General features: G+C 29.5%; 27 protein-coding genes and 1 pseudogene. 22 read left to right on the top strand and 6 right to left on the bottom strand.

From position 1 onward, the window contains the following. Positions 1 to 492: 492 nt before the first annotated feature. The 10 genes and pseudogenes from CLCOS_RS03170 to CLCOS_RS03125 all read left to right on the top strand — a co-directional run bounded on the left by CLCOS_RS03170 (position 493) and on the right by CLCOS_RS03125 (position 10649). Positions 493 to 930: a MarR family winged helix-turn-helix transcriptional regulator gene (locus CLCOS_RS03170; RefSeq protein ID WP_063556119.1), complete on the top strand. Its 438-nt coding sequence runs from the start codon at positions 493 to 495 to the stop codon at positions 928 to 930. A gap of 84 nt (positions 931 to 1014) precedes the next feature. Then, positions 1015 to 2376 carry an MATE family efflux transporter gene (locus CLCOS_RS03165; protein ID WP_063601934.1) on the top strand — a complete coding sequence of 454 codons (1362 nt, stop codon included), beginning with the start codon at positions 1015 to 1017 and terminating at the stop codon, positions 2374 to 2376. A 413-nt stretch (positions 2377 to 2789) separates the two neighbouring features. Next, a complete protein-coding gene (locus CLCOS_RS03160; RefSeq protein ID WP_063601961.1) occupies positions 2790 to 3317 on the top strand; it encodes a flavodoxin domain-containing protein in 528 nt (175 codons plus the stop codon). 160 nt (positions 3318 to 3477) lie between these two features. Then, the gene (locus tag CLCOS_RS03155; protein ID WP_063601933.1) at positions 3478 to 4782 is read left to right on the top strand and encodes a MutS-related protein; all 1305 of its coding nucleotides are present in this window, start codon (positions 3478 to 3480) and stop codon (positions 4780 to 4782) included. 76 nt (positions 4783 to 4858) lie between these two features. Next, positions 4859 to 5071, top strand: a complete 213-nt coding sequence (locus CLCOS_RS03150; protein WP_082853583.1) for a hypothetical protein — start codon at positions 4859 to 4861, stop codon at positions 5069 to 5071. Positions 5072 to 5309: 238 nt separating this feature from the next. Further along, positions 5310 to 6113 carry a sugar phosphate isomerase/epimerase family protein gene (locus CLCOS_RS03145; RefSeq protein WP_063601932.1) on the top strand — a complete coding sequence of 268 codons (804 nt, stop codon included), beginning with the start codon at positions 5310 to 5312 and terminating at the stop codon, positions 6111 to 6113. Positions 6114 to 6410: 297 nt separating this feature from the next. Next, positions 6411 to 7346 carry an ABC transporter ATP-binding protein gene (locus CLCOS_RS03140; RefSeq protein ID WP_063601931.1) on the top strand — a complete coding sequence of 312 codons (936 nt, stop codon included), beginning with the start codon at positions 6411 to 6413 and terminating at the stop codon, positions 7344 to 7346. Beyond that, positions 7339 to 8499 (top strand): annotated as a pseudogene (locus CLCOS_RS03135) (ABC transporter permease). The gene CLCOS_RS03140 and the pseudogene CLCOS_RS03135 overlap by 8 nt, the downstream one beginning before the upstream one ends. A gap of 58 nt (positions 8500 to 8557) precedes the next feature. Beyond that, positions 8558 to 9247 carry a response regulator transcription factor gene (locus CLCOS_RS03130; protein ID WP_063601930.1) on the top strand — a complete coding sequence of 230 codons (690 nt, stop codon included), beginning with the start codon at positions 8558 to 8560 and terminating at the stop codon, positions 9245 to 9247. Continuing rightward, on the top strand, positions 9231 to 10649 hold the full coding sequence (locus CLCOS_RS03125) for a HAMP domain-containing sensor histidine kinase (protein WP_192847928.1): 1419 nt from the start codon (positions 9231 to 9233) through the stop codon (positions 10647 to 10649). The genes CLCOS_RS03130 and CLCOS_RS03125 overlap by 17 nt, the downstream gene beginning before the upstream one ends. A gap of 243 nt (positions 10650 to 10892) precedes the next feature. Here the strand turns inward: CLCOS_RS03125 and CLCOS_RS03120 are convergent, their stop codons facing one another. After that, positions 10893 to 12275, bottom strand: a complete 1383-nt coding sequence (locus tag CLCOS_RS03120) for a radical SAM protein (RefSeq protein ID WP_063601929.1) — start codon at positions 12273 to 12275, stop codon at positions 10893 to 10895. A 345-nt stretch (positions 12276 to 12620) separates the two neighbouring features. Further along, positions 12621 to 13169: a tyrosine-type recombinase/integrase gene (locus CLCOS_RS03115; protein WP_063601928.1), complete on the bottom strand. Its 549-nt coding sequence runs from the start codon at positions 13167 to 13169 to the stop codon at positions 12621 to 12623. Positions 13170 to 13715: 546 nt separating this feature from the next. Between CLCOS_RS03115 and CLCOS_RS22715 the strand changes: the two genes are divergently transcribed. From CLCOS_RS22715 to CLCOS_RS03095, 4 genes are all read left to right on the top strand, one after another. Further along, complete coding sequence (locus CLCOS_RS22715) at positions 13716 to 14099, top strand: hypothetical protein (RefSeq protein ID WP_242866975.1); 384 nt, start codon at positions 13716 to 13718, stop codon at positions 14097 to 14099. An 18-nt stretch (positions 14100 to 14117) separates the two neighbouring features. Further along, positions 14118 to 14330, top strand: a complete 213-nt coding sequence (locus CLCOS_RS22710) for a hypothetical protein (protein ID WP_013239347.1) — start codon at positions 14118 to 14120, stop codon at positions 14328 to 14330. A 183-nt stretch (positions 14331 to 14513) separates the two neighbouring features. Further along, entirely contained in the window at positions 14514 to 15476 is a 963-nt protein-coding gene (locus CLCOS_RS03100; RefSeq protein ID WP_063601926.1) for a DUF2935 domain-containing protein, read from the top strand. A 196-nt stretch (positions 15477 to 15672) separates the two neighbouring features. Then, positions 15673 to 15888, top strand: coding sequence for a MerR family transcriptional regulator (locus CLCOS_RS03095; protein WP_275507156.1), 216 nt, complete (start codon positions 15673 to 15675; stop codon positions 15886 to 15888). Positions 15889 to 16024: 136 nt separating this feature from the next. On the opposite strand, the gene CLCOS_RS03090 is transcribed toward CLCOS_RS03095, so the two are convergent. Then, a complete protein-coding gene (locus CLCOS_RS03090) occupies positions 16025 to 17155 on the bottom strand; it encodes a DUF362 domain-containing protein (protein WP_063601925.1) in 1131 nt (376 codons plus the stop codon). Positions 17156 to 17482: 327 nt separating this feature from the next. Between CLCOS_RS03090 and CLCOS_RS03085 the strand changes: the two genes are divergently transcribed. Continuing rightward, on the top strand, positions 17483 to 18517 hold the full coding sequence (locus CLCOS_RS03085; RefSeq protein WP_063601958.1) for an L-threonylcarbamoyladenylate synthase: 1035 nt from the start codon (positions 17483 to 17485) through the stop codon (positions 18515 to 18517). 337 nt (positions 18518 to 18854) lie between these two features. Here CLCOS_RS03085 and CLCOS_RS03080 read toward each other — a convergent pair whose 3' ends face one another. Then, a complete protein-coding gene (locus CLCOS_RS03080; protein WP_013239342.1) occupies positions 18855 to 19193 on the bottom strand; it encodes a PadR family transcriptional regulator in 339 nt (112 codons plus the stop codon). A 193-nt stretch (positions 19194 to 19386) separates the two neighbouring features. Here CLCOS_RS03080 and CLCOS_RS03075 point away from each other — a divergent pair, with 193 nt between their 5' ends. Continuing rightward, positions 19387 to 19863, top strand: coding sequence for a permease (locus CLCOS_RS03075; RefSeq protein ID WP_063601924.1), 477 nt, complete (start codon positions 19387 to 19389; stop codon positions 19861 to 19863). Beyond that, on the top strand, positions 19860 to 20399 hold the full coding sequence (locus CLCOS_RS03070) for a permease (RefSeq protein WP_063601923.1): 540 nt from the start codon (positions 19860 to 19862) through the stop codon (positions 20397 to 20399). The genes CLCOS_RS03075 and CLCOS_RS03070 overlap by 4 nt, the downstream gene beginning before the upstream one ends. A 166-nt stretch (positions 20400 to 20565) precedes the next feature. Here the strand turns inward: CLCOS_RS03070 and CLCOS_RS03065 are convergent, their stop codons facing one another. Then, positions 20566 to 21171: a DUF1847 domain-containing protein gene (locus CLCOS_RS03065; RefSeq protein WP_063601922.1), complete on the bottom strand. Its 606-nt coding sequence runs from the start codon at positions 21169 to 21171 to the stop codon at positions 20566 to 20568. Between the two features lie 249 nt (positions 21172 to 21420). Between CLCOS_RS03065 and CLCOS_RS03060 the strand changes: the two genes are divergently transcribed. The 5 genes from CLCOS_RS03060 (at position 21421) to CLCOS_RS03040 (ending at position 24342) form a co-directional block, all read left to right on the top strand. Further along, positions 21421 to 21915: a DUF2127 domain-containing protein gene (locus CLCOS_RS03060; protein WP_063601921.1), complete on the top strand. Its 495-nt coding sequence runs from the start codon at positions 21421 to 21423 to the stop codon at positions 21913 to 21915. 104 nt (positions 21916 to 22019) lie between these two features. Then, the gene (locus CLCOS_RS03055) at positions 22020 to 22250 is read left to right on the top strand and encodes an AbrB/MazE/SpoVT family DNA-binding domain-containing protein (RefSeq protein WP_013239335.1); all 231 of its coding nucleotides are present in this window, start codon (positions 22020 to 22022) and stop codon (positions 22248 to 22250) included. Then, complete coding sequence (locus CLCOS_RS03050) at positions 22247 to 23092, top strand: ABC transporter ATP-binding protein (RefSeq protein WP_063601920.1); 846 nt, start codon at positions 22247 to 22249, stop codon at positions 23090 to 23092. The genes CLCOS_RS03055 and CLCOS_RS03050 overlap by 4 nt, the downstream gene beginning before the upstream one ends. Further along, positions 23092 to 23739 carry an ABC-2 transporter permease gene (locus tag CLCOS_RS03045; RefSeq protein ID WP_063601919.1) on the top strand — a complete coding sequence of 216 codons (648 nt, stop codon included), beginning with the start codon at positions 23092 to 23094 and terminating at the stop codon, positions 23737 to 23739. The genes CLCOS_RS03050 and CLCOS_RS03045 overlap by 1 nt, the downstream gene beginning before the upstream one ends. 105 nt (positions 23740 to 23844) lie before the next feature. Further along, the gene (locus CLCOS_RS03040; protein WP_063601918.1) at positions 23845 to 24342 is read left to right on the top strand and encodes a GNAT family N-acetyltransferase; all 498 of its coding nucleotides are present in this window, start codon (positions 23845 to 23847) and stop codon (positions 24340 to 24342) included. Positions 24343 to 24385: 43 nt separating this feature from the next. Here CLCOS_RS03040 and CLCOS_RS03035 read toward each other — a convergent pair. Continuing rightward, positions 24386 to 24629: site-specific integrase (locus tag CLCOS_RS03035; protein ID WP_153042902.1), on the bottom strand; the 244-nt coding region annotated here is incomplete at its 5' end.

Here is a 24629-nt window from a genome sequence, read left to right as displayed (position 1 = left end):
ATAATAAAACCTTCAACTTACATCTCTGTGACTTTCAGGTGAGAGATTCGTCACTTTCTATGTAATTTTTGAGGATGTTTTGAATTGCTTCCGAAAGGTTTCTACTCGATAAGACTTAAAAAGCATACTAAGATATATGTTGCTACATAAATAAAGTTTTGCTTGACATAACAATAAGTTTTCTATTATTATGCAAGTTTTAAAAGAAAAAATTAGAGATAAGATATTAAAAGCTGATGAAAACATATTTTATGAAAAAGGCTTTAAACAACATATGATCATGACTCTAAATAATCATATGAAGGGTATGGCACATTTAATGTAAAAAATTTTACTGAAATTAAGATTTTCTTTGTTTCTTATTTTAGTAAAAAATTTTTATATAATTAATGAAAGAAATATTATAAATATAAAATAAATATTGACACTTTGAATTCTAATTGTTAGACTATAAATAGTTAGAATTCTAGTAGAATTTTAGGAGGAATTTGAATGACTAATTCTAGATACTCTATACAAACACCATATTCACAATTAATAAGAAGTATTGCCATAAAAATGAAACTCAGTTCTGATGAAAAGGTAAAAAAGTTAGGATTAAATTCTCAACAAGGACGCATGATAGGTTATATTTATGAGCATCAAGACAGTGGTATTATTCAAAAAGATTTAGCACGAGCATTTCAACGTACAGAAGCAAGCATTACAAGTATGCTTCAAGGGTTAGAGAAAAAGGGATATATAGAAAGAAGAATTCCTAAAGAGAATGAGAGACAAAAATATATATATGTATTGCCTAAAGGTGCTGAATTAATAGAAGATTTTAACAAATCAGTGGTTGAGACAGAGGAAAATATTATTGAAAGCTTGACGGATCAAGAAAAAGGGACGTTGTTAGCTTTGCTATTGAAAGTAGATAGAAATTTATAAGTTATTAATATAATAACTTATACCTAAAAACTTAGAATTCTAAGAATATGAATTCTAAGAATACTTATTGTGGAGGATGAAATTATGAAACAAAAATTGTCAAACGAATATTATTTAGAAAATGCACCAATTACTAAGGCAATTGCACATTTATCTATTCCTATGATGATTGGTATGTCAGTAGGTACAATATATAATGTTATTAATGCTTTTTTTATTGGACTATTAAACAATACAGATATGTTAACTGCTGTTACTTTAGGACTACCAATCTTCACTATATTGATGGCTTTTGGAAATATGTTAGGAGCTGGAGGCGGAACATTTATAACTCGTCTTGTTGCAAAACAAAATATAGAGAAAGCTAAGAAGATAGCAGGATATACTTTTTATAGTAGTATCATAATAGGAATTTTGCTTGGAATAATCTTAACAATAGCACTTACTCCTATTGTTAAGATTATGGGTGCAGATACTTCTGCTATTATTAATTATACAAAAAGTTATTCTTTAACTATGTTTATTGGTGGTTTTGCAATTGTAATGAACTTTGCATTGGAGCAAGTTGTGAGAGCAGAAGGAGCATCAAAAGAATCAATGTACGGAATGGTTGTAAGTACAATTTTTAGTCTTATCTTTGACCCATTATTTATACTATTATTTAAATTTAATGTTGTAGGGGTAGCATTATCAATGATTTTAGCTAATATAGCTTCATCTTTATACTATGTTTACTACTTGGAAACAAAAAGTGACAATTTAAAAGGATTTATTAAGAATTTTAATATTTCTCTTAAAGATAAAATAGAGATATACAAAATTGGGGTTTCTGAATTGTTCCTAGCTGGTTTTCTAATTATTACAACTCTTCTTTTGAATAATTATTCAATTAGATATGGAGAAAGTGTAGTAGCTAGTTTTGGGATTGCTTTGAGAATTGTACAAGTACCAGAATTTCTTGCAATGGGGCTGGCGCTAGGAATTGTTCCTTTGATTGCATATAATTTTTCTAATGAAAACTTTAAGAGATTAAAAGACAGTATAAAACAATCAGCTTTATGGATTTTGGGATTATCAGGCGGGGTTGTTACTTTAGTCTATATTTTTAGAAATGTAATTATTCATCTGTTTTCTAATGATGCAGCAGTATTAAGTGTTGGAGTTTATATCATGGCTGCCATGCTTATTTCCGCATTCTTCAATGGATTTACAACATTATTTATAGGAATTTTTCAAGCATCAGGTCAAGGAACACCATCAACAATTATGTCAATTACACAAGGAATTCTTTTTATTCCTGTGATAATAGTATTGAATAATTTCTTTGGATTGCATGGTGTTATATGGTCTATGACCATTACAGAAATAATTACCTTTTTAACTGGAGTAATACTATATATTATTTTTAATAATAAACTAAAGAAGAATCAAGTAGTAGCAAACTAGCATCAATAAATATTGTATCTATATAACTATTTAGTTTTAATAAAGTGAGTATAATAAGAAAGGAAGTAAGCGGGCTTATCACTTGCTACTTATATGGTAAAAACAAGTAGATAAAGCATATCATAATATCATAAGTAATGATTAATGTATAATTTAGTACGCAATTTTCTTATCTTGTGACGCAAGAGTAATTTATTGTTCATCAATTTTTTGTGATTTGGATATTATAATATTATACACAAATTTAAAAATATAAAAGGAGTGTATCAGCATGAATGACAAAAAATATGGTACAATTTTTATATGAATTAAATTACAATGGCAAATTATTGAGTATATATATTGAGGTAAGGATTAAAAGAAATGTTTTCATTCATGATATTTGCTGTCTTAAGAAAGGAATCGATATAAGTATGAAAACAGTAGTAATATATAAATCAAAAACAGGTTTTACAAAGAAATATGCAGAGTGGATTTCAAAAGAATTGTCAGCAGATATTTTTGATGCAGCAAATGTTAATATTAATATGCTGGCTAAATATGACACCATAATCTATGGTGGGAGTTTGTATGCAGTAGGTATTATTGGCATAAATTTAATTACAAAAAACCTTAATAAATTAAAAAATAAAAAGATTGTAGTTTTTGCCACAGGGGCGTCACCTTCAAGAGATGAAGTGATAACTGAAGTTAGGAATAAAAACTTTACTACAGATCAACAAAAGTCTATCGAGTTTTTTTATTTAAGAGGTGGATTTAATTATAGTAAACTAAACATTTTTGACAAATTTCTTATGACACTATTGAAATGGAAAATAAAAAATAAAAAGCAGGAAGATTTATCGTCTGATGAAATAGGCATGCTTTCTATATATGATAAACCAGTAGATTATACAAATAAGAAAAATATAGAAAAAATAATAACTTATATTAATTCGTAAAGTTCTTGTACTATTCATCAACTAAAAAGACAGCACTACTTTTTTGATTTCTACTCTATGGTTACATGGATGATCCTATTGTTGCGATATATACTCATATTTAAATTTAAAACATTTGTTTATCAAATTAAAAAACTTCTGGGAAATAGAGGAAAATAAAATGGTGCCAGCACTAAAAAAATATGAAAAAGGAAAAAGTAAATATAATCTATTACTTAAAAAGCAACAAAAATGTATAGATACTATAAGTAGACTAAGATTTGTTGTTTTCATACTAGGACTTATAGTTTTAGTAAGAATGTATATATTAAAAAAGCCTTTTTTATTTAATTCTATAGTTTTAGGTATGCTAATTCCTAATTATATTCCTGTTATTTTTATATTGATTCAATTCATTCTCTTAAGAATAAAAAGAGAAGATAGAATGAAAAATTTAATTATTGCTGAGAAATATAATGATAGCATAAAAGTATATAGAAATATGCTTAGACTTATAGAAAAGTATAAATTTAAGTCAAGGTATATTATGAATTTATGCAAAGAACTTTATAGCAAAGATGAATTAAGTGCATCTAAACAAATAGATACTTTTTCTAAAATTTGTAAATCTATAGCTAATAGACGTAATATGATATATTCTATTTTAAATCCGATTCTCATGATAGAATATCACTGGACTATTTCTATTGAAAGATGGAAGATAAAATCAGGAAATGATTTTAAAAAGTGGATTAATATAATAGCAGAATTAGAGGCATTATGTAGTATTGCAGTTATTAAACATGATAATCCATATTGGAGTATGCCTAAAATTATAACTGGATCGTCAAGAATTATAGCGAAAAATATGGGACATCCTCTTTTAGGAGAAAATCGAGTATATAATGACTTAAAAATAGAAGAACCATATCCAGTTATGCTTATAACAGGTTCAAACATGTCTGGAAAGAGTACATTTATGAGAACCGTAGGAATTAACATTGTATTAGCATACGCTGGAGCTCCTGTATGTGCAAATGGATTTTGCTGCACTATTATGGATATATATAGTTGCATGAGAATAGATGATAATCTAGGACAAAATATATCTTCTTTTTATGCAGAAATATTAAAAATCAAAAATATTGTTAAAGCTTCAAAAGAAGGGAAAAAAGTATTATTTTTATTAGATGAAATTTTTAAAGGAACTAATTCAAAAGACAGGCATACTGGAGCTATGATTTTAGTAAGGCAATTAAGTAGAACTGGAAACCTGGGATTTATATCTACCCATGATTTAGAGTTAGGTGAAATGGCAAACCATAAAAACTCAAAAGTTAAAAATTATCATTTCTCTGAATATTATAGAGATAGTATGATTTATTTTGACTACAAATTGAAAGTTGGAATTTCAACTACAAGAAATGCAATGTATTTAATGAAATTAGCTGGGATCAATGTAGAAGAAAATAATACAATTCAATAGCTTAAGGTTATGAAAATAATTTTTCATAGTGTCAAGATATTATTCATTAATTATAAAAAAGAGTGGGGGCTATAGTGTGAGAAAAATAGCCATAATTTTAACCACTATAATGTTGTTTATGGTTGCAGGTTGTTCAAATAAAGACGTAATTAAACATAACTACACTTATAAAGGAGAAAATGAATTTTGGACTGCCCAATATAAGGTGGATTCCACAGGTACATTTACTAATGTGTCGCAATTTACTTATAATACGGATCAGTTAAACAAAATTGTTCTTTGTAATTAGAGTGATAGTAAATTTCTATAGAAGTGATTAGTTGAAGGGGTAAAATCATGAAAAAGTTCCAGCAAAAAGTGAAATTAAAAAAACTAGAGGTCTAGTAAATTATAATGACATAAAGTAGCATTTTGGGAACTTAATAAAAGACTTAGCAAGAAAATTTAATTGTTAATACAAGAGTGACATAATCAAATAAGCATAATTAGAAATTATTTTACTGCGGAATATTTTTAGGGGGATAAGGTTGAAAATTGGTATTAATGCTTCATTTAAAAAACTTCATTTAATCAAGGAAACATTTAAAGAGTATAATATTCAACATATACAAATTGCATTACCAGCAAATCTTGATATGATTAGCAATGATATATACAATATGGTAAGTAAGTATAAAATTGAAAACCCGGGTATTGAAATTAGTATTCATGCTTATCCGTTCAACTTCGCTGAATCAGTAGAAGTAGTAAGGAATACATGGATAGAACTAGCCCATAAAACTATTGATTTCGCTAATAACATAGAAGCAGTCTTTGTAAACTTTCATTGTGGTTATGGCATTGATGCTGGAAAACGAAAACAGCACGATGAAGTAGTAAGAAAATTAATACCAGTGCTATATAAAATTACAGACTTAGGGGTACGTAACAATATAGAAATTCATATAGAAAATTTATATTCAGAACAAAGAAATAGTGATTTTTGTAAAATTGGAGATAGGTTAAGTGATTTTCAAAAAATATTTGAAAGTATTGACTCCTCAATGTTAAAGCTTTGCTATGATTATGGACATGGAAATTTAGATGAGAATGGCATTGACATACTTCGCAAGTTTTATTATAGGCTGGGAAGTATACACGCGCATGATAACGACCAATTAGCTGATATCCACTGGCCAATTGGAAATAGAGATTTGGGTTCAATTAAATGGGATGAAGAAATTAAATTTTTGAATAGCATTAATTATAAAGGTGCTTTTATTTTGGAAGGTTACCCGAATGACCAGTTGGAATCTTTAAAGTATCTTAAAAAATTAAATTTAGAAGGGTAATTTTATGAGTAAAAAGAGAATTTAAAGAGAAATTGAAACTGAGAAAGTTGAATTAGAACCAAGACCTGCTTATGACGGCAGGCCTTATTTTTTTAAAAAAATAGTGAGAAAGTATCAAAAAATTACCTAACAAATAATCCAATAATAAGACATAAATTAATTGACTAATATCCATATTTAGGTATGGCCCTTTTGTAATAAATTTATTTTTTCTTTATTTTTAATACACTTTTAATATATTTTTGCCTTTTATAATTGTAAATATTGGTAGCAAATAAAATCTATTAAAAGAGGATGATGAAAGTGGCGGAGAAAGTTTTAGAATTAAAAAACATTTCTAAAAAGAGAGGTAAAAAGCAGGTATTAACTGATGTTAATTTTTCCATAAATAAAGGTGAAATATGTGGCTTTGTAGGCAGAAATGGTGCAGGCAAGACTACTTTGATTAAGATTATAACAAGCATGCTATTTCCCGATGAAGGTGAAGTTATAATCTGTGGAAGGAATCTTAAAACTGAAAGAGAAGAAGCTTTAAAAAATATTGGAGCAGTAGTGGAAACACCTGTAATGTATGAATATATGACTGGAAGACAAAACCTAAATTATATATCAAGCGTACTTAAAGATGTAACAGAAGATCAAATAGAAGATGCTGTAAAATCATCTAATTTAGGTGAAAAAATTGATGAGAAAGTAAAAAAGTATTCTCTAGGTATGAAACAAAGGCTGGGACTTGCAGAAGCACTAATGGGAAATATATCATTACTAATACTAGATGAGCCTACAAATGGGCTAGATCCAATGGGAGTTTTTAAACTTAAAAATACTATAAACACTTTAGCTAAAGAAAAAGGAGTAAGTGTTTTTATATCTTCACATATCTTAAGTGAAATAGAAAATATATGTACAAAAATTGTATTTATAGATGACGGAAAAATTATTAATATTCAGGAAATAGGTGATAACGCAAAAGTTAGCAGTGAAAAAAATATGTTTATAAAAACTAATTTTCCAGAAAAATCATCAGAAATTATTCAAAATATACTTGATGTAAAATTATTAAAGGTAGAAAAGGATGGTATTTCAATTTTAATAAATACTAAATTACATGATATTTTTGATATATTAAAGAGATTACATGAGGCTGGAATAAATGTAGAAGGTTTCTTTGAAGTAAAGCAAAATTTAGAAGATAAATTTATAAAGATGATGGGGGAAGATAGTGATGAGTAAATATATATGGCAGGAATTTAAAAGATTTATAATTAAAAAGAGGCTTTTACTTATTGTTATTCTTATTATTACAGCAGCATTTGGTGTAATAAATGTATCAAAGACAAAAACTTTGGAAGGACAGCTTCAAGGAGATAAGGCCCTTCTTAATATTTAGAAGAGTGGTAGAGATAAAGCTGACAGTGAAATAAAAAAAGCAGATTTTTCTAGAGATATATTAGAAACTGAAAAAGAAATAAAGGACATAGAAGAAGAGTTAGATCAAATAAATAGCTATGATAAATTAAAGTTAGACGATCAAATTCAAAAATTAGAAAAAGAAAATAATCCTAAAAATGAATACAAGTTGCTTCAATTAAAATATGAAAAAAAATACAATATAGAAAAAAGCGAACTGACACCAAAGGGAATGTACGCAGCTATTGAAACTTTAATGGATTTTATACCACTTTTTCTGCTTATTACTATTGTACTATTATCTGACATGGTATCTGGAGAATATTCACCTAATACAATTAAGGCTTTAATTACCAAGCCTATTTCAAGAAAAAAGATTATAATATCCAAATTCATTGTTTCAATAGCTTTAAGTACAGGCACTATAATAATAAGTGCAATAATATTTATTGTAGAAGCTGGAATTCATTTAGGTTTTTCAGATTGTAGATTACCTTTTGATGTAGGTGCAAAATATGTTTTAGATAAATCACTGCCATTGACTTCAGTAACCTCACAAATGAAATATGTAAGTGGAAGCAGGTCAATAATTCCCCTCTGGACTGCAGTTATTAGTTTGATATTAATTGCAATAGTTATTTCAGCAGCCATTGTATCAGTAATACTTTTTATATCAACCATTTGTAGAAATTCACTTATTTCATCAATTGCAAGCTTTACATTGATTGGAGGTGCTACAATCTGGTACATGTTAGGATTCATGGGTAGATATCTTGTATCGGCCAAGTATGGAACATTTGTAAAATTTTTGCCTATTCCATATATGATTGATAATATGGGTACCTTAAACGGAGATATTTCCATACAACTTACAAGTAGTATAAATGTATTTTTTGCTTTCATGGTATGTCTGGGATGGATTTGTATTACTACATTTTTAAGCATCTACTCTTTTGAAAAAAAGGACTTTGACTAGTTGATTTTCTAATATACCATAAATAAAAAGTGATATAATTTTAAATTGGGTGATGGTTATGAAAGAAAATATATTGATAATAGATGATGACAAAGATATAAGAGAAATGCTTGTAAATTATTTTTCTAAAGAAGGTTATATCATGCAAGCTGCCTGTAATGGAGAAGACGGACTTCAGATTGTAAAATCAAAACCGATTTCTTTAATACTTCTAGATGTTATGATGCCTAAAATGGATGGTTATACAATGCTCATCAAGCTCCGAGAATTTTCAAGCATACCTGTTATACTGCTCACTGCAAAAGACCAGCAAATAGACAAAATAAAGGGATTTATAGATGGCTGTGATGATTATATAGTAAAGCCCTTCGATTTTACGGAACTTTCATTAAGAGTCATGGCTATACTCAGGAGGAGTAATGTTAATCATGCAGTGAAAAATCATATACTCAATGTTAAGGATATTGAAATCAATACTTTAGAACATACAGTAAAAAAAGGCAACTTAGAAATAGTATTAACTCCCAAAGAATATCAAATTTTATACACATTGGCATCAAATAAAGGTAGGGTGTACTCAACCAAAATGCTTTATGAAATGCTTTGGAAAGATACATTTATGGAAAACGACAATACTGTAACCATGCATGTTAAAAATCTTAGGAACAAGCTAGGTGATAACATTAAGAAGGGCAAATATATAAAAACTATCTGGGGAGTTGGTTATAAAATTGAGAACGATATTTGAACTTATTATTGTTATAATACTATTTTCTGTAACTTTAAAATTAAAAAGAATATTTAAACTTAGGAGTGAACTAGTTTTTTGTGCAATTGTTTCTGGACTTATATCATTTATGCTTGTAGTTTTTTTAAAGGAATATATTTTAGGCTCATTTTTGAACAATTCTAAAGACACTCCTATATATATACATAGACATATAGTTTCTAGGATTGAAGATGATTTAAAAAACATGGATATTAATAATTCCAGCAAACTACAAAAATATATGGATAGAGAATTTAATATGTCATGTTATATTTTTGTGGTAAAAAAAGATGGAAGGGTAATAGCTGCAAATAATAGAGAAATTAAAAATATAGATATTCATGAAATTGCAGACGGTAAAAATACATTTAAATTTTTAGATACTAGTAGAGATAACATATTTAAAATAACTAGATGTGATTACTTAAAAGATGGATATTATCTATATTATATATATATAGGTTATGGAAAATTAGACACTGAAAACAGTGTAGGTATACTATGGATTGTAACTTTTGCAATTACTTTTTTCTTGCTCATATGGAAGCGTATTTCCTATATATCTAAAATAAAATCAACAGTTAGGAATATTGCAGAAGGCAATTTATCCAATCGCGTTCCATTAAAATACAAAAATGAATTAGGTGAACTTGCTGAAGACATAAACTACATGGCTTCAAAAATTGAGAAAGAAGAGAAAAGCAGAAATGAATTCATGACCAATATATCTCATGATTTGAGAACTCCGTTAACTACTATCCTTGGATATATAAATATGATTAAAAATAACAAATATGAGTCAAAAGGTGAGCTTGACAATTACGTTGACATAATGGATAAAAAAGGTATTTATTTGAAAAACATGCTTGATGATTTTTTTGAATACTCAAAGCTCTCTTCAAATGATATCATACTTGAAAAACAGAAACTTGAGTTAAATGAACTTGCAAGACAGATAGCTGAAGAAGAGGAAGATGAATTCACGCAAAAGGGATTAAAGCTTTCAATTAATCTGCCCCAGGAATCTATTTATATTGAAGCAGATCCCGGCTTATTTTTAAGAGCGGTGAATAATCTCTTAAGTAATGCATTTAAATATTCCAAAGAAAATACAGTTGTGGAGTTTAATATTAGCAGGGAAACTTTTAATAATACTCCTTATGCAGTGCTTTCAGTGTCAAACATTCCTAATGATCCAATCTCAAAGGATGATATGGAAAACTTCTTTGAAAGATTATATAAAAAGGACTCCTCTAGACAAAAAGAAGGCAGCGGTTTAGGCTTATCGATCGTTAAAAACATAGTAAAACTTCATGGTGGATTTGTAAAAGCTTATAAGCAGGATAATAAATTAGTATTCAAAGTATATAATCCATGCTAATGATCTAATTACTAAGACTGTTTAATGATATTTTATATATGGTATTAAACAGTTTTGTATTTTTATATGAAAAAATTTTATCTTACATTTAGTAAGGTCTTAAATAAGGGAGCTTAACCTGGGGACTCTGTCCCCAAACCACTGAGGTTTATCGATTTTTGTCCTTCCAGAAACGGGTAGTTTAAAGCCATCTGTTTCTGGAAAGGACACCAATAGATGTTTAGTTTGCTCCTTATTATTGTCTTATCCTTTAGCAAAATTATCATTACCTTTTTTCTTGAAAACTTCATCCCATGTTTTTTCTGCATATGGAACAAAATCTTCCGCTGATTTTGTTATTTTTTTATGAAATTCATTGTCATGAAGCATTTTTTCTGCTCCAGAATCGTCAGGCTTTGCTCCAACCTCCTTACATACATTAATTATAACATTCGTGTTATCTATCATCATACACGGTCTTAACATATTTTTATTATAAGGCTGTATTGACCTTAGCTTTTTGAAAAAAGGATCCCTAAAAGCATCAATTAAATGCCTGCCCTTTAAGTTAACTGTTGAAAAGTGAGAAAATATGCAAGGTTCAACATCCTCTTTTGAATTAACATGGAAATAATATTTACCTGCTATACACCCACCTACATATGGAGCATCATTGAAGAAGTCTAAAGTAAAATATGGTTTATTAGCTCTTATTTCTCTAGCTCTTTTCCCAAGGTAATCTCTCTGTTCTGCTGTAAGCATCATATTAAAATCTTCATCTTCGCCATTAACAGGCATGAATAAAAAGTACCAGCTCATTTTCGAACCTTTTTCAATTAACATATCGGTAAATTCATCACTGAGTACGGTGTTTATATTAGTTCTTGTAACTGCTGAAGATACTCCAAATAATATACCTCTTTCATGGAGCATGTCCATAGCCCTTAAAACTTTTTGATATGTTCCTTTTCCTCTACGAGCATCAGTATCATTTTCAAATCCTTCAATTGAAAGCATAGGTATTACGTTACCACATTTCTTGATTCTATCTGCAATTTTTTCATTGAGTAAAAGTCCGCTAGTAAATGGTGTAAACATTACATCGTCATATTTTTCATATATATCCAGAAGATAATCGTTGAAGAAAGGTTCGCCACCTAGAATAATAATATAATAAATTCCAAGATCTCTTGCTTCTCCTATAATTCTATCAACTTCTTCAGGGGGAATATCATCTTTTTTACTGTAGCTTGAAGCATAGCATCCTTTACAGTGAAGTGGACACCTCATAGATGGACTTAAAAGCATGACAAATGGTATCTTAGTATTTTCTTCATCCATGTATTTTTGTCTCTTAGGACCAGCATACCAATTTGCATTTGCAAAAAAGTTAGTAAAAAACTTCTTTAAACATTTAGTATCTGTATTTTTTAAAATATCCTGGATAAATTCATGCTTGGATTTATCGTTGTTGTAGTAATTCTCAACAAACTCAATCTGAGCTAATGCAGATTTATCTTTTGTCAGCAGTTTAATAGCTGAAAAAATTTTATCTACATTTTCTCCTGGGTTTTTATCAAGATAATTAACGATTTTGTTTACAATAGCTTGTTTAGTGTTTTTTTCTAAAGCATTTTTTATTTTCATATAAGAGTCCTCCTAGTAAATTTTAAAAATTTTTTTGACTATATCTCCATAAAATTTTTAGTATATTATGCGAGTGCTATAAACAGAGTTCTTGGCATCAGATGGAGTTTTGACTCCACCTGATGCTTATATTAACAGAATTCTTAGTGCTTTAGCACTTAGAAAGCGTTATCCAGGGACGTAGGTGCCCTTTATTCCCACTTGGAGAAAAGCAGATATCCCAAATCTTCGATTTGGTGATAGTCGCTTTCGCTGTGTGCAAGCAGATATCCCAAATCTTTGATTTGGTGATAGTCGCTTTCGCTGTGTGCGTGGGAATATTAGAGCAGGTAGTCATCGGATAAATTAAAATTGAACTAAAGAATATAATTCATCTTTATTTTCCTGAGTTATCCCAATATATCTAAGAGTAATCTTTTTTGATGAATGATTAAATGTATCCATAATAAGGCCGATATTGTATCTGTTCGTCTTATAAGTCCAGTATCCCCATGTTTTCCTTAAGCTGTGAGTACCAAAATTATTTATATGCAGACTTACAGCTGTAGACTTTAGAATCCTGTAAGCTTGTGTGACACTTATGGGTTTATTTAAGCCTTTTCTGCTCTGAAAAATATAAAAAGTTTGTCCAAGATTATTATGCTCTATATAGGCATTTAGAGCTTTTTTAAGGCTGTTATTTAATTTGATTTTCTTTTTTTGAATCATAAGATCATCCTTGAGACTAAGATAGGAAGTCATTAGATCCTGTACTCTAACTTTAATTACGTCACTAATCCTTAATCCAGTGTTTAATTGAAATTTTGCTAACAGCCAGTCCCTTTCACTTTTATCCTTTAAATGCATGAGCAATGCGTCTATCTTGTTTTTATCTCTAATTGGATCCACAACCATCACTTTTTCCTCCTAAAAGTTATGTATTGTTTTATATATTATATCATAAAAACAATACATTGGAACAAAAAATAATATTTCTCATGCATTATATAACCGTTGATCTTTGACTTTCAGTCGTTTTATCCCATGCATAGTAATTTCTTCTTGGCACGCTTGAAACCTTGCATAGCTTCGCTATTCTCTAGTCTTGATAAACTCAAATCTTTCTATTTTATGAACTTTGACAGTATCTATTTTATGGTTATAGATTAGGGTGTATTATCAATAATATTTGTATTTATTGCATTTATGTTTAATTGGTTATTTTTTATATACGCAGGTTTTGTTTTTAAAAATAAATGGTTGATATATGCAGCATTAGTATATGCTATACTTTTTATTTTGACACTGCTTGATCAAGGAAATATAGCTTATCAAGTTTGGTATATCTTTTGGATAATTAGTTTGGTACATGCTATAAAGGCAAGACAAGAATTTTTAAATAGAAGGAATATTATAAAAAAATTAAATATATGAAAAAGAATTAAGGAGAAAAATGTCGTAATGTTAAAAACAAATAGGCATGAAGATTTTAGATCGGGATCTTTTAAAACAATAAAAAGGAAAAAGAAGAAGTTTAAAAAAGTAAATGAAAGCTTTAAAAGTAAAACTTTATCTTTAAGTATAGAAGATAAATGGCTGAAAAGGAAAGATGTGGCGATACTAGCAAGCATTTTATTGATTATCATACTTGCAATAGTTAAGATACATAAACCTACTTATAATTATAAAACTATATATTTAGAGAAAAAAGTTAGTACCTTAAAGGAAGCAATCAAGTTAACTGATACTCAGGCACTAAAAATTGATAAAAAAGTTAATATTGCACCAGGAATAAAAGCTACGAACTTAATGAGGATGATTTTTTATATGATAAAAGCAAGCTAGAAATAGATGATATATACAATGATAATAGATAAAAAAATAAATATGAAAGAAGTACTTAGTGGATATAAACCCAATATAGATTTTGATATGCATAATAGCACCTGTTCGATATATGTAACTTACTATAAAAATAAGGATGCAGATGAATCTAAAAATGCTTCTAGGGTTCAATATACAATGGAAGTAGATTTAAGAACAAAGCAAATTAAAAATTTTAACAAGAATGAATAATAAATATAATTGGAAACGATATATAAATATAATTTGTAACGGCTGTGATTAGATAGATATTACAGCCGTTAGTAGTATACCTAATAATGTGATGTAAAGAGCAATTATGTTAAAAATTTTTTGCACATGTAATATAACTTTAGAATAAAATGAAACGAGTATGTAAAAAAGGAAGTATATATAATGTTATCCAATATGAAATTTGTTAAACAATCTCTAGAGTTAAATTTATTCTTTATGAGAATTGCGAAGGAGCATGCTATTTTTCTTGAGGCAGGATTAACATCTAGAGACTACAAATTAGCTTGTCAGGCAAATGTGTTGAAAAATGAATTTACCCAGTTACTTATTGAGACCATTAGACTTTCTGAAGGAATCATCAGTCCTGAAGTAGCGCACTCGGGAGAATTAGTGACAGATTTAACGCTAAATGCAGAAAGAGAAACTGAATTTTATTCGGCAATTAAAATTGACAGTAATGTTACAAGAATGGAATTAAACTTAGTACAGGGTAGATATGACAGTGACGAACTTGTTAGAACTGTAGCTATGTTAAATAATAGAGCAATGGCTGCAACAAATAGGATAGCTTTATTTAAGTCGAGATTATTAAATGATGTCCTAACTTGCAAAACATTTACTACAAACTACCCGCTACTTATAGATCATATATTAAGAGAAGCTAAATTTTACTTAAGAATGTTAGTTAAATTGCAAAATCGGGAAGAAATGGATTTAGTTAAAGAGGCTGTTTATCAAGAAGGTTTTTGGAATAGAATTATGGCAGAACATGCAAAATTTATACGGGGCTTATTAGATCCAACAGAAGTTAAATTATTTGATACAGCTAATGATTATGGTAAAAAATTTGATCAATTAACTCAAGAATCTTTAGCTTTAACACAGAATATAGGGTTGTTGCCTGAGGTGAGTGAAAAAACATTAAATGCTACTGTGGGAATTAGAAATTTCAAAAAACAGGGAACAGAAGGTTTGATAAATTGTACTATTAGATCCATAGCTTATCCTCTACTTGGTGACCACGTAGTTAGGGAGGCCAATCATTATATTAGGCTGTTAAAAGGTTATAAAAATATAAACAGAGAAATGGATAGCATAAAAAATCTAGAGAATATTTATAAATAGATTTTTGCGATAAAATAAGGTGAATAAGTGGTATTTTCGTTTCCGAGTAAGAAGTCAGATATTTTTTCTAACTCCTTTTCTTATTTATATGATTTTTTAGCCCTGAACAAGTTTTTTTATATTTTATAATAAGTATATTCTAATACTTAAACCTAACTTTAGGTAAACATTGAATTGAAATTTATTAGAGGTAATTATGACCTATTCTATTGGCGATATTTCAAAGATGCTAGGTATATCTATATCAACCCTGCATTACTATGACAAAGAAGGGCTTCTTCCTCTTGTCAATAGAACGCATGGGAATATTCGAGTATTCGATGATACTGACATTGAATGTCTGAAAATGATAGAATGTTTAAAGAATACAGGCATGGCACTTACCCCCATCTTTTATCAAAGTGTGGGATAAGCACTGTTATGCACCTGGATAAGTGATTCCCCTAAAGGATAACGTATTCTAAGTGCTAAAGACACTAAGAATACTGTTAATAAGGTTCAGCTGGAGAAAGTCACCATTATAAGCAAACTCCATCTGAACCTAAGAATCACTTGATAGTAATCAACTCATATTCACGGCTGCCAAGACCTATTTTTTCTGCATGGGCGAGGCAGGTACTCCACTCCGATTCCGGTGTGGAGTTGGTAAAATGGTCATGATGATCTTTAAAGTTAGGTTTTGACATATTGTCTGATAATTGGCTGTTTGGCAGCGGTGCAGCTGACATACAGGCATCCACACAGGCCTGATCCAGTGCTAGCGGATCGAAGGAAGCGAACATTCCTAGATTTGGAAGGATCGGAGTATCATTTTCGCTGTGGCAGTCACAGTTAGGTGAAACGTCTATCACAAGGGAAATGTGAAAGCAAGGGCGGCCGTCTACTACCGCTTTGGTGTATTCCGCCATGCGGCAATTCAATTCCTTATTGGCTGCCCAGTTTGTAAATGCGATAGCGCCAAAATTACATGCACCTAAGCAGCGTCCGCAGCCTACACAATTTTCTGTATTGATAGTCATTTTCTTTTTCACATCATCAAACATCAAACCGTTATTGGCGCACTCTCTTTGGCACCTGCGGCACCCCTTACACTTCTCCTGTATGATATGAGGTTTACCATTAATATGTTGATCTTTTTTCCCAGCACGAGAGCCGCAGCCCATACCAATGTTTTTGATGGTACCACCGAAGCCGGCTGCTTCATGGCCTTTGAAGTGAGTGAGGCTGATAAGTATGTCAGCATCCATAATTGCATGACCGATTTTTGCCTCTTTTATATATTCACCACCTATTACCGGTACCATGATGTCATCGGTACCCTTTAGACCATCACCAATGATAACGGGACAGCCTACTGTAAGAGGAGTAAAGCCGTTTTCCCATGCACATTCCAGATGCTCAAGGGCATTCTTGCGGCTGCCAGGGTACAGGGTATTACAGTCAGTTAAGAATGGCTTTCCGCCGAGTTCCTTAACAACGTCGGCGACAGCTCTTGCGTAATTTGGGCGCAGAAAACCTAAGTTGCCTAGCTCGCCGAAGTGCATTTTGATGGCGACGAACTTGTTATCTATGTCGATTTGTTCGATACCTGCCTTTTTAATCAGCTTTTTTAACTTGGTTGGAAGACCTTCTCCAAGTTTTGTACGAAAATCTGTAAAATATACCTTTGATTTTTTCATTATAATCACCCCTGTTTTAAAAAGTATTGATTGATTTTATGTATTATGTGCGGTGAAATCACCTATATCTTCCTTTTTCTAATTCTAAATTTACTATATCATATTTATTGTAATGGATAAAGTTAGCTTTAGGTCAAGAGATTTTTTATGAATTTAAAGATTGTAATGAAAAAGACATAGAACAATACTTTGAAAATTGAGTAATACGGTGTAACATATAACTAATGCTAGTTAATACAAAATAGCAAAATATTATGAAGTTAAAATTAATTATGTAGCACACATATTACAGAAATAGAAGGTGAATTATAAATGGTGGTAAAACCTATGGAAACAGAAGTATTATATGTTAAAGATTTAAATGCTAATTACCAGAACATTGTAAAAAGTGCAGAATATCTAAAAAAGGGGGAAGTTGTTGCAATTCCAACGGAAACTGTGTATGGATTAGCTGCAGATGCTTTTAATGAAAATGCAGTAAAAAAGATATTTAAAGTTAAAGGAAGACCACAAGACAATCCATTATTGGTACACATATATAAATTAGAACAAGTTTATGATATATGTAAGGATATTTATAAAGATGAAGAGAAAGTATTTGATGCTTTCTGGCCGGGATCAGTAACTTTGATTTTCAATAAAAAAGATTGTATTTCAGATACAGTTAGTGCAGGAATGAAAACTGTGGGAGTTAGATTCCCAAAAAGTGAAGTAGCAAGAGCTATAATTAAAGAAAGCGGAACTCTACTAGTAGCTCCATCTGCAAATTTATCAGGGAAACCGTCAACTACTAGTGCTGAACATTGTTATAATGACTTAAATGGAAAAATTCCTTGTATTTTGGATGGAGGTCCATGTTCAATTGGATTAGAGTCAACAATTATAGACATGTCGACTCCAGATCCAGTACTTCTAAGACCTGGGGCTATAAGCTTGGATGATATACGTAAGGTAATTCCTAATCTTGTATATAAAAAGAATTTATTAAGTGTTAAAGGAAATGAAATTCCCAAGGCTCCAGGAATGAAATATAGGCATTATGCGCCAGATGCACCAGTAACATTGGTTAAAGGAGATTATGCAAAAACATCTAAATGGATTAAAGAAAATGCAAATGAAGAAAATGCTGTAATTTGTTTTCAGGAATTTTTAAAAGATTTTAGAAATTATGAGCATGTGTATAGCTTAGGAAGTTTTAAAACGTTAAATGTAGCAGCACAAAAGACATTTGATTTGCTTAGAGAATGTGATAAATTGAATGTAAGTCATATTTATGTGCAAGCACCTAAAGACAGTGGTTTAGGAAATTCTATAATAAATAGATTAGAAAAAGCAAGTGCAGGGGATGTTATTAATATATAAATTAACTATAAAAAATTAAGTAATTGATGGGATAGTCAGCCGTGTCATGTATTGAAAAGTATGCACCATATAAGGGTAATTTATGAGTATAGTAGTTGTATATAGAGACCATATGATAGGATTAATATCTATCGTATGGTCTTAGTTAGTAAACAAAATAAGAAGTTTACAAAATAAATAAAGATGTGTATGTTGCACGTTCAGCCCCATTATTGGCTATATATTTAATTTCATGTATGAAAACATGGCATTGAGTTTTATAGCTTAACTATCATTCATATGTAAAAACGAAAATATACAATAAGAAACTAACTATATGGATAGTTTCAAAAGTATTCTACTTTTTTAAATTTTTATATCTATCTAAAAAATATTTTAAATATAGAATTCTTTTTTCTATATCATTTTTCCAATCATCAAGTTGATTCAATCCGGTGTCAGTAATAGTATAGATTTTTTTGGCAGGTCCTGAATTAGTTGTATCCCACGAAAATATTACTGCACCATCATCTTCAAGTTGCTTAAGAGTACGGTATATAGCTCCTTGGTCACACTGAAAATCAGGTATATTTTCTATAAGTGAAGTATATATTGCACCACCATATGCAGAACCTTCAGCTAGTGTCAGTAAAATAAATGCAGGAAGATGACGAGATTGTTTTCTTTTACCAGCCATAAAATATCTCCTTTTTATTTATAGTATAATAACATTATATTACTTCATACACCTTATTGCAAATAATATATTAATGTTATTGACACTATCAAAAAATAGATGTATGCTAATAGTGCTAAATACACTATTATATTTATTACACCATAGTGTTTAATTTTACACAACTAATTATATGAGGAGGTAAAAAAATTTTATGTTTACTATGGGATTATACTTTTTAATGTTTATTTTATTACTTGTATCATTAATTAAAAGCCACGAAAAAACTTTACTGGCTCTAAAAAAAGCTTGGAAGTCTTTTGAAAATATCTTGCCGTTATTCCTTTCCATATTGTTTATTATAGGAATTATGCTTGCTATTTTAAGCCCGCAGGTTATTTCAAAAATAATGGGTCATCAATCTGGTATATTAGGTTTAGCGTTAGCTGCACTTATTGGATCTTGTACTGTAATACCTGGTTTTGTCACATTTCCATTAGCAGCTAATTTATTAAAAAATGGAGCTGGCATGGCTCAAATAACAATGCTTATATCAACGTCAGTCATGGTTGGAATTATTACAATTCCTATTGAATCAAAATATTGGGGTAAGAAAGCCACATATGTTAGAAATTCACTTGCCCTTGTGTTTTCTTTTGCAATTGCTTTTGTGATGGGAGTGTTAATATGATGAAAAGAATATTAAAAAGATATAGAGTTTTTGGTATTATTTTAATAATAAATTTAATTTTATTGTTAGTAAAACCTTCATTGGGAATAAATTCGTTAGAAGGAACGGCAGATAATTTAAAGGAACTGCTTGCTATTATGCCTCCGGTCTTTATTTTGATGGGGCTTTTGGATGCTTGGGTACAAAAGGAGACAATGATAAAACTTATGGGAAAAGGTTCAGGATTAAAAGGTATGATTATTGCTTTTCTATTAGGTTCATTTGCTGCTGGACCGGTATATGTTTCTTTTCCTTTTGCTGCAGTTTTGATGAAAAAGGGAAGTGCTTTTTTCAATGTGCTAATTTTTATAGGAGCATGGTCTGCTACAAAAATACCTATATCATTATTTGAAGCATCAGTAATGGGATGGAAATTTATGATTACCCGATATGCTATCGATATACCTGTAATTATTATAATAGCATATATTACAAATAAAGTTATTTCATCTAATGAGAAGAAAACCATTTATGAAAATGTTGAAATACTTAAATAAAAATTTAATAGAATAGATGGATATAATGACTGCTAAGAAAGATGCAATATATTTATTAGGCATCAGTATAAAAATAACTTTAATATAATATAGAAGTTGAAGAAGAAGGATATGCTGAATTAGAGCTAATCCAAATAAAAGGAGATGTCTTATTATAAAGATAGTGTTATTTCTTTTTAGGAAATAGCTTGTCTTTATAGTAAGAGTCTGCTTGATATATTGCGCCTAATGGATTATGTGCCAAAACCCTATCTTTTACTGCAAAAACAGTTATTGGAGCTTCTGAATATTTTATAAACAAAGAATCATGTCCAACACATAAGCCCAAAATAATATTTAAATCTGTTTTAGCTTCATTTAAAAAATTCGCCTGACCTATTGGATTACACATTGGTACATTTGAATCTATATCAATAAAATCTTTTGATATACCTCCATTTTTACAAATTACAGAATTTACAGTAAATCCATTATAACTAAGAACTTTACTTAAAATCTTAGCTTCGTTAGATAAGCCAACACAGAATGCAATTCCTATATTTTTATACTGACATCTTTTAGCAAAATCAATTGTTTCTTCTAATCTTGTCTTTTCACCATATCCCTCACTCACAACTAATGCTGATGCTTTAGCAATTTTAAAATTTTCTTCATCTTTATAGACCTCTGTAATTTTTTTCATTTTCTCATCAAGACTTGGACAATTTTTTGGCGCTTTATCCAAATCCTTTTTATTACAAGCATGAATAGTACATAATGCACAATAATACATAAAAATCCCATCTTTCCTATAATCTTTACAAATATTTTAACATCATATTTCATTTAATAATTTACTTCGTATTAATTTTACCTTTTCGAATCAACTTATAAGTGAATTATGTCATTATTTATAATATAGGTTAAGTGAAAAGATAATTTACAATATGAATTAATAAGGCAAATATATAAATAATAAGTATTATAATTTATTATTTAGTTTAAGTAGTAGTGAGAGCAGGTGATTATAATATCGAACTTAATGAAATTTAGTACAAATAGTAATATATTTCATAAAGGATTTGAAATTGGAATATTAATAAAATTTATTGATGGTTTTTTAGAAATTATAGGTGGGGTTTTATTACTTTTTTTAAATCCGAGTAGATTAAGTGATTTAGTTGTTTTGTTAACACAACATGAGTTATCGGAAGACCCAAGAGATGTTATTGCAAATTTTATGATAAAATTAAGTTCAAAATTTACCATAAGTACGCAATATTTTGGGGTGTTCTATTTGATTTCTCATGGAATAGTCAAATTAATTCTTATAATATTTCTATGGAAAAGAAGGTCTTGGGCTTATCCACTTACTATAATGTCATTGATTTTGTTTATAATTTACCAAATTTATAGATATATACTTCATCCTTCAAGTTGGCTAATAATACTAACTGTTTTTGATATTATAATGATAATATTAACTTTCATAGAATATAGAAGAATAAAAAGTTTCCATAATCCAAAGCATAGCTGAGGCAATTTTTGTTCAAAATCTTGACTTTTTAAAATAACTGAGTATAATTTAGTTATACAAATCATACTTATCATACAATATTAATAATGAAAAGAGGAAATAATATGAAGCACCCAAAAGACAAGTATGCGTGGACAGTAAAAATCGGTGAAAAAGGTCAATTTGTTATACCAAAGGAAGCTAGAGACATTTTTGACATCAAACCCGGTGATACTATTATAGTTCTTGCTGATAAGAAGAAAGGTATTGCTATACCTCCAAAGTCACTTTTTACTAAATTAACCGAAACAATTTTCGACGGAGATATTTCTGAAAGAGAAGGTGATAAGGAATGAGTGTACTTGAAGTAAAAAATCTATGTAAGAAATATCCTGCTTTTGAACTGAAAGATGTATCATTTTCCCTTGAAAAAGGGAAAATTACAGGATTTATAGGTAGAAATGGAGCAGGTAAATCTACAACATTAAAATTATTGTTTAATTTTGTACATCCCGATAATGGGGAAATTTTATTTTTTGATAATAACTTTTTAAATAGTGAATTTTTGACCAAGCAGCGTGTAGGCTTTGTTTTAGGTGGAATTGATTATTATACAAAGAAAAAAATTAAAGTGATTACCAATATTACCAAATCATTTTACGATAAATGGGATGATACTGCTTATTTTAAATATATGGACATGTTTAAGTTAGATGAAAACAAAACACCTGCACAGTTGTCAGCGGGTATGAAGGTCAAATATGCGCTAACTCTTGCGTTGTCACATAATGCAGAGCTGCTTATTCTTGATGAACCTACGAGTGGACTTGATCCTGTTTCAAGGGATGATTTGTTAGATGTATTTATGGAACTTTGTGACAATGGAATTACCATATTGTTTTCAACTCATATTACTTCTGATCTTGATAAGTGTGCCGATAACATTATATATATCAAAAACGGTATGATTCTTGCCGATTCGGATATTAAATCATTTGTAGATAGCTACAAGGTTTTGCAGGTTACGAAAGATCAATTAACCGAAAATTTGCAGCCAAAGTTGATTGGTTGTAAAAGGAGTAAAAACGGTTTTTCAGCACTTATAAGAACAGATGATATTTCAGATATAGGTATTGATTATATAAATGCAGATTTAGAGTCAATTATGGTTCATCTTGAAAAGGAGGAGGAAAAGTAATGAAAAAACTTTTAAAAAAAGAAATATTTCTTTCTATGCATCCCACAGCACCTATTTTCATCATCCTTTCAACTATGCTAATAATACCTAATTATCCCTATTACGTCGTGTTTTTTTATACAGGATTGGCTGTATTTTTCACTTGCTTAAACGGCAGAGAGAACAATGATGTTTTTTATACTCTAACACTTCCTATTGCTAAAAAAGATATTGTAAAGTCACGATTTGCTTTTGTAATTCTTTTAGAATTAGCACAGGTAATTGCAGCAATACCTTTTGCAATTATACGTCAAAACCTTCCATTACCAGGTAATCAAGTTGGTATGGATGCAAATATTGCTTTGTTCGGTTTTTCACTTATAATGCTTGGTTTATTTAATTACATTTTCTTTGAAATTTATTATAAGGACATTAACAAGGTAGGAACTGCTTTTGTATGGTCAAGTACTGTTATATTTGTTTACATAGTAATTGCAGAAACTAGTGTGCATATCCTACCTTTTGTAAGAGATTATCTGGACACAAAAGACCCTCAATATCTTGTTTATAAGTTGATTGTGTTGGCAGTGGGAACAATAGTTTATATTTTTCTCACATATGCTGCTTACAGAAAATCAGTTAAATCTTTTGAAGCTTTGGATTTATGATAGATGGTTTTAAAGAAAAATTAGATAACTATAAGGAAATTCATGTTATTATAATTATAAGGGCAAGAAAGAGATAAATTGCAATTTAGAAAGGAAAGAAATTAAATGATACGTTTGCTTCAGGAAGAAGATATAGAAATTGTTTGTAAAATTGTCAATGATAATTGGAGGTCTGTATATGATGGCTATGTAAATGAACAATTGCTCAATGACAATGGTTGTTTTAATAGGAAAAAGAGATTGAAAACAGATTTCTTATCTGGTAGATTATCAAACTATGTTTATGAATGTAATGGGCATATTGCATCACTATTATCTATTGGAGATACAGTTGACAACGATAAAATAGGAGCTTTTGAAGTTTGGCGTATTTATATTTCCGAGGCTTATCAAAATCAAGGAATTGGAAGCCAATTACTTAGCTTTACAGAGCAGCAGGCATTTAAATATGGTTATAAAGAAATTGTAATATGGGCTTTTAAGGGAAATAGTAGAGCTATTTCATTTTATAAAAAACATGGATATATAAAAGATAAAGAAGAATATTTTGGAGAGCCATATTTAACGTATGCTGTTAGATTTAATAAAAAATTAAATAAGTAAGTTAAAAATTAAAATATCGACAAAATGCAGCAATTATATATTTTTAAACCATTTCACTTTTTGCCTCAAGCTTGGAATACATCTTTTCCTGCTGTTTTGTTGTAAATTGAAAATATATTTCTGTATTTGTAACAGACTTATGCCCAAGCCACCATTGTAATTCTTTTATATCCATATCGGACTCTGCTAAATGAACTGCTGTAGTATGTTTTAGAGCATGAAAATGATATTTACTCTTATCATGAATATTAGAGTAAGAACAATATTTTTTCATAAGATAATCAAGA

It is taken from the genome of Clostridium coskatii, assembly GCF_001675205.1.
Classification (GTDB): domain Bacteria; phylum Bacillota; class Clostridia; order Clostridiales; family Clostridiaceae; genus Clostridium_B; species Clostridium_B ljungdahlii.
This window is presented reverse-complemented; position numbering and strand designations above follow the sequence as displayed.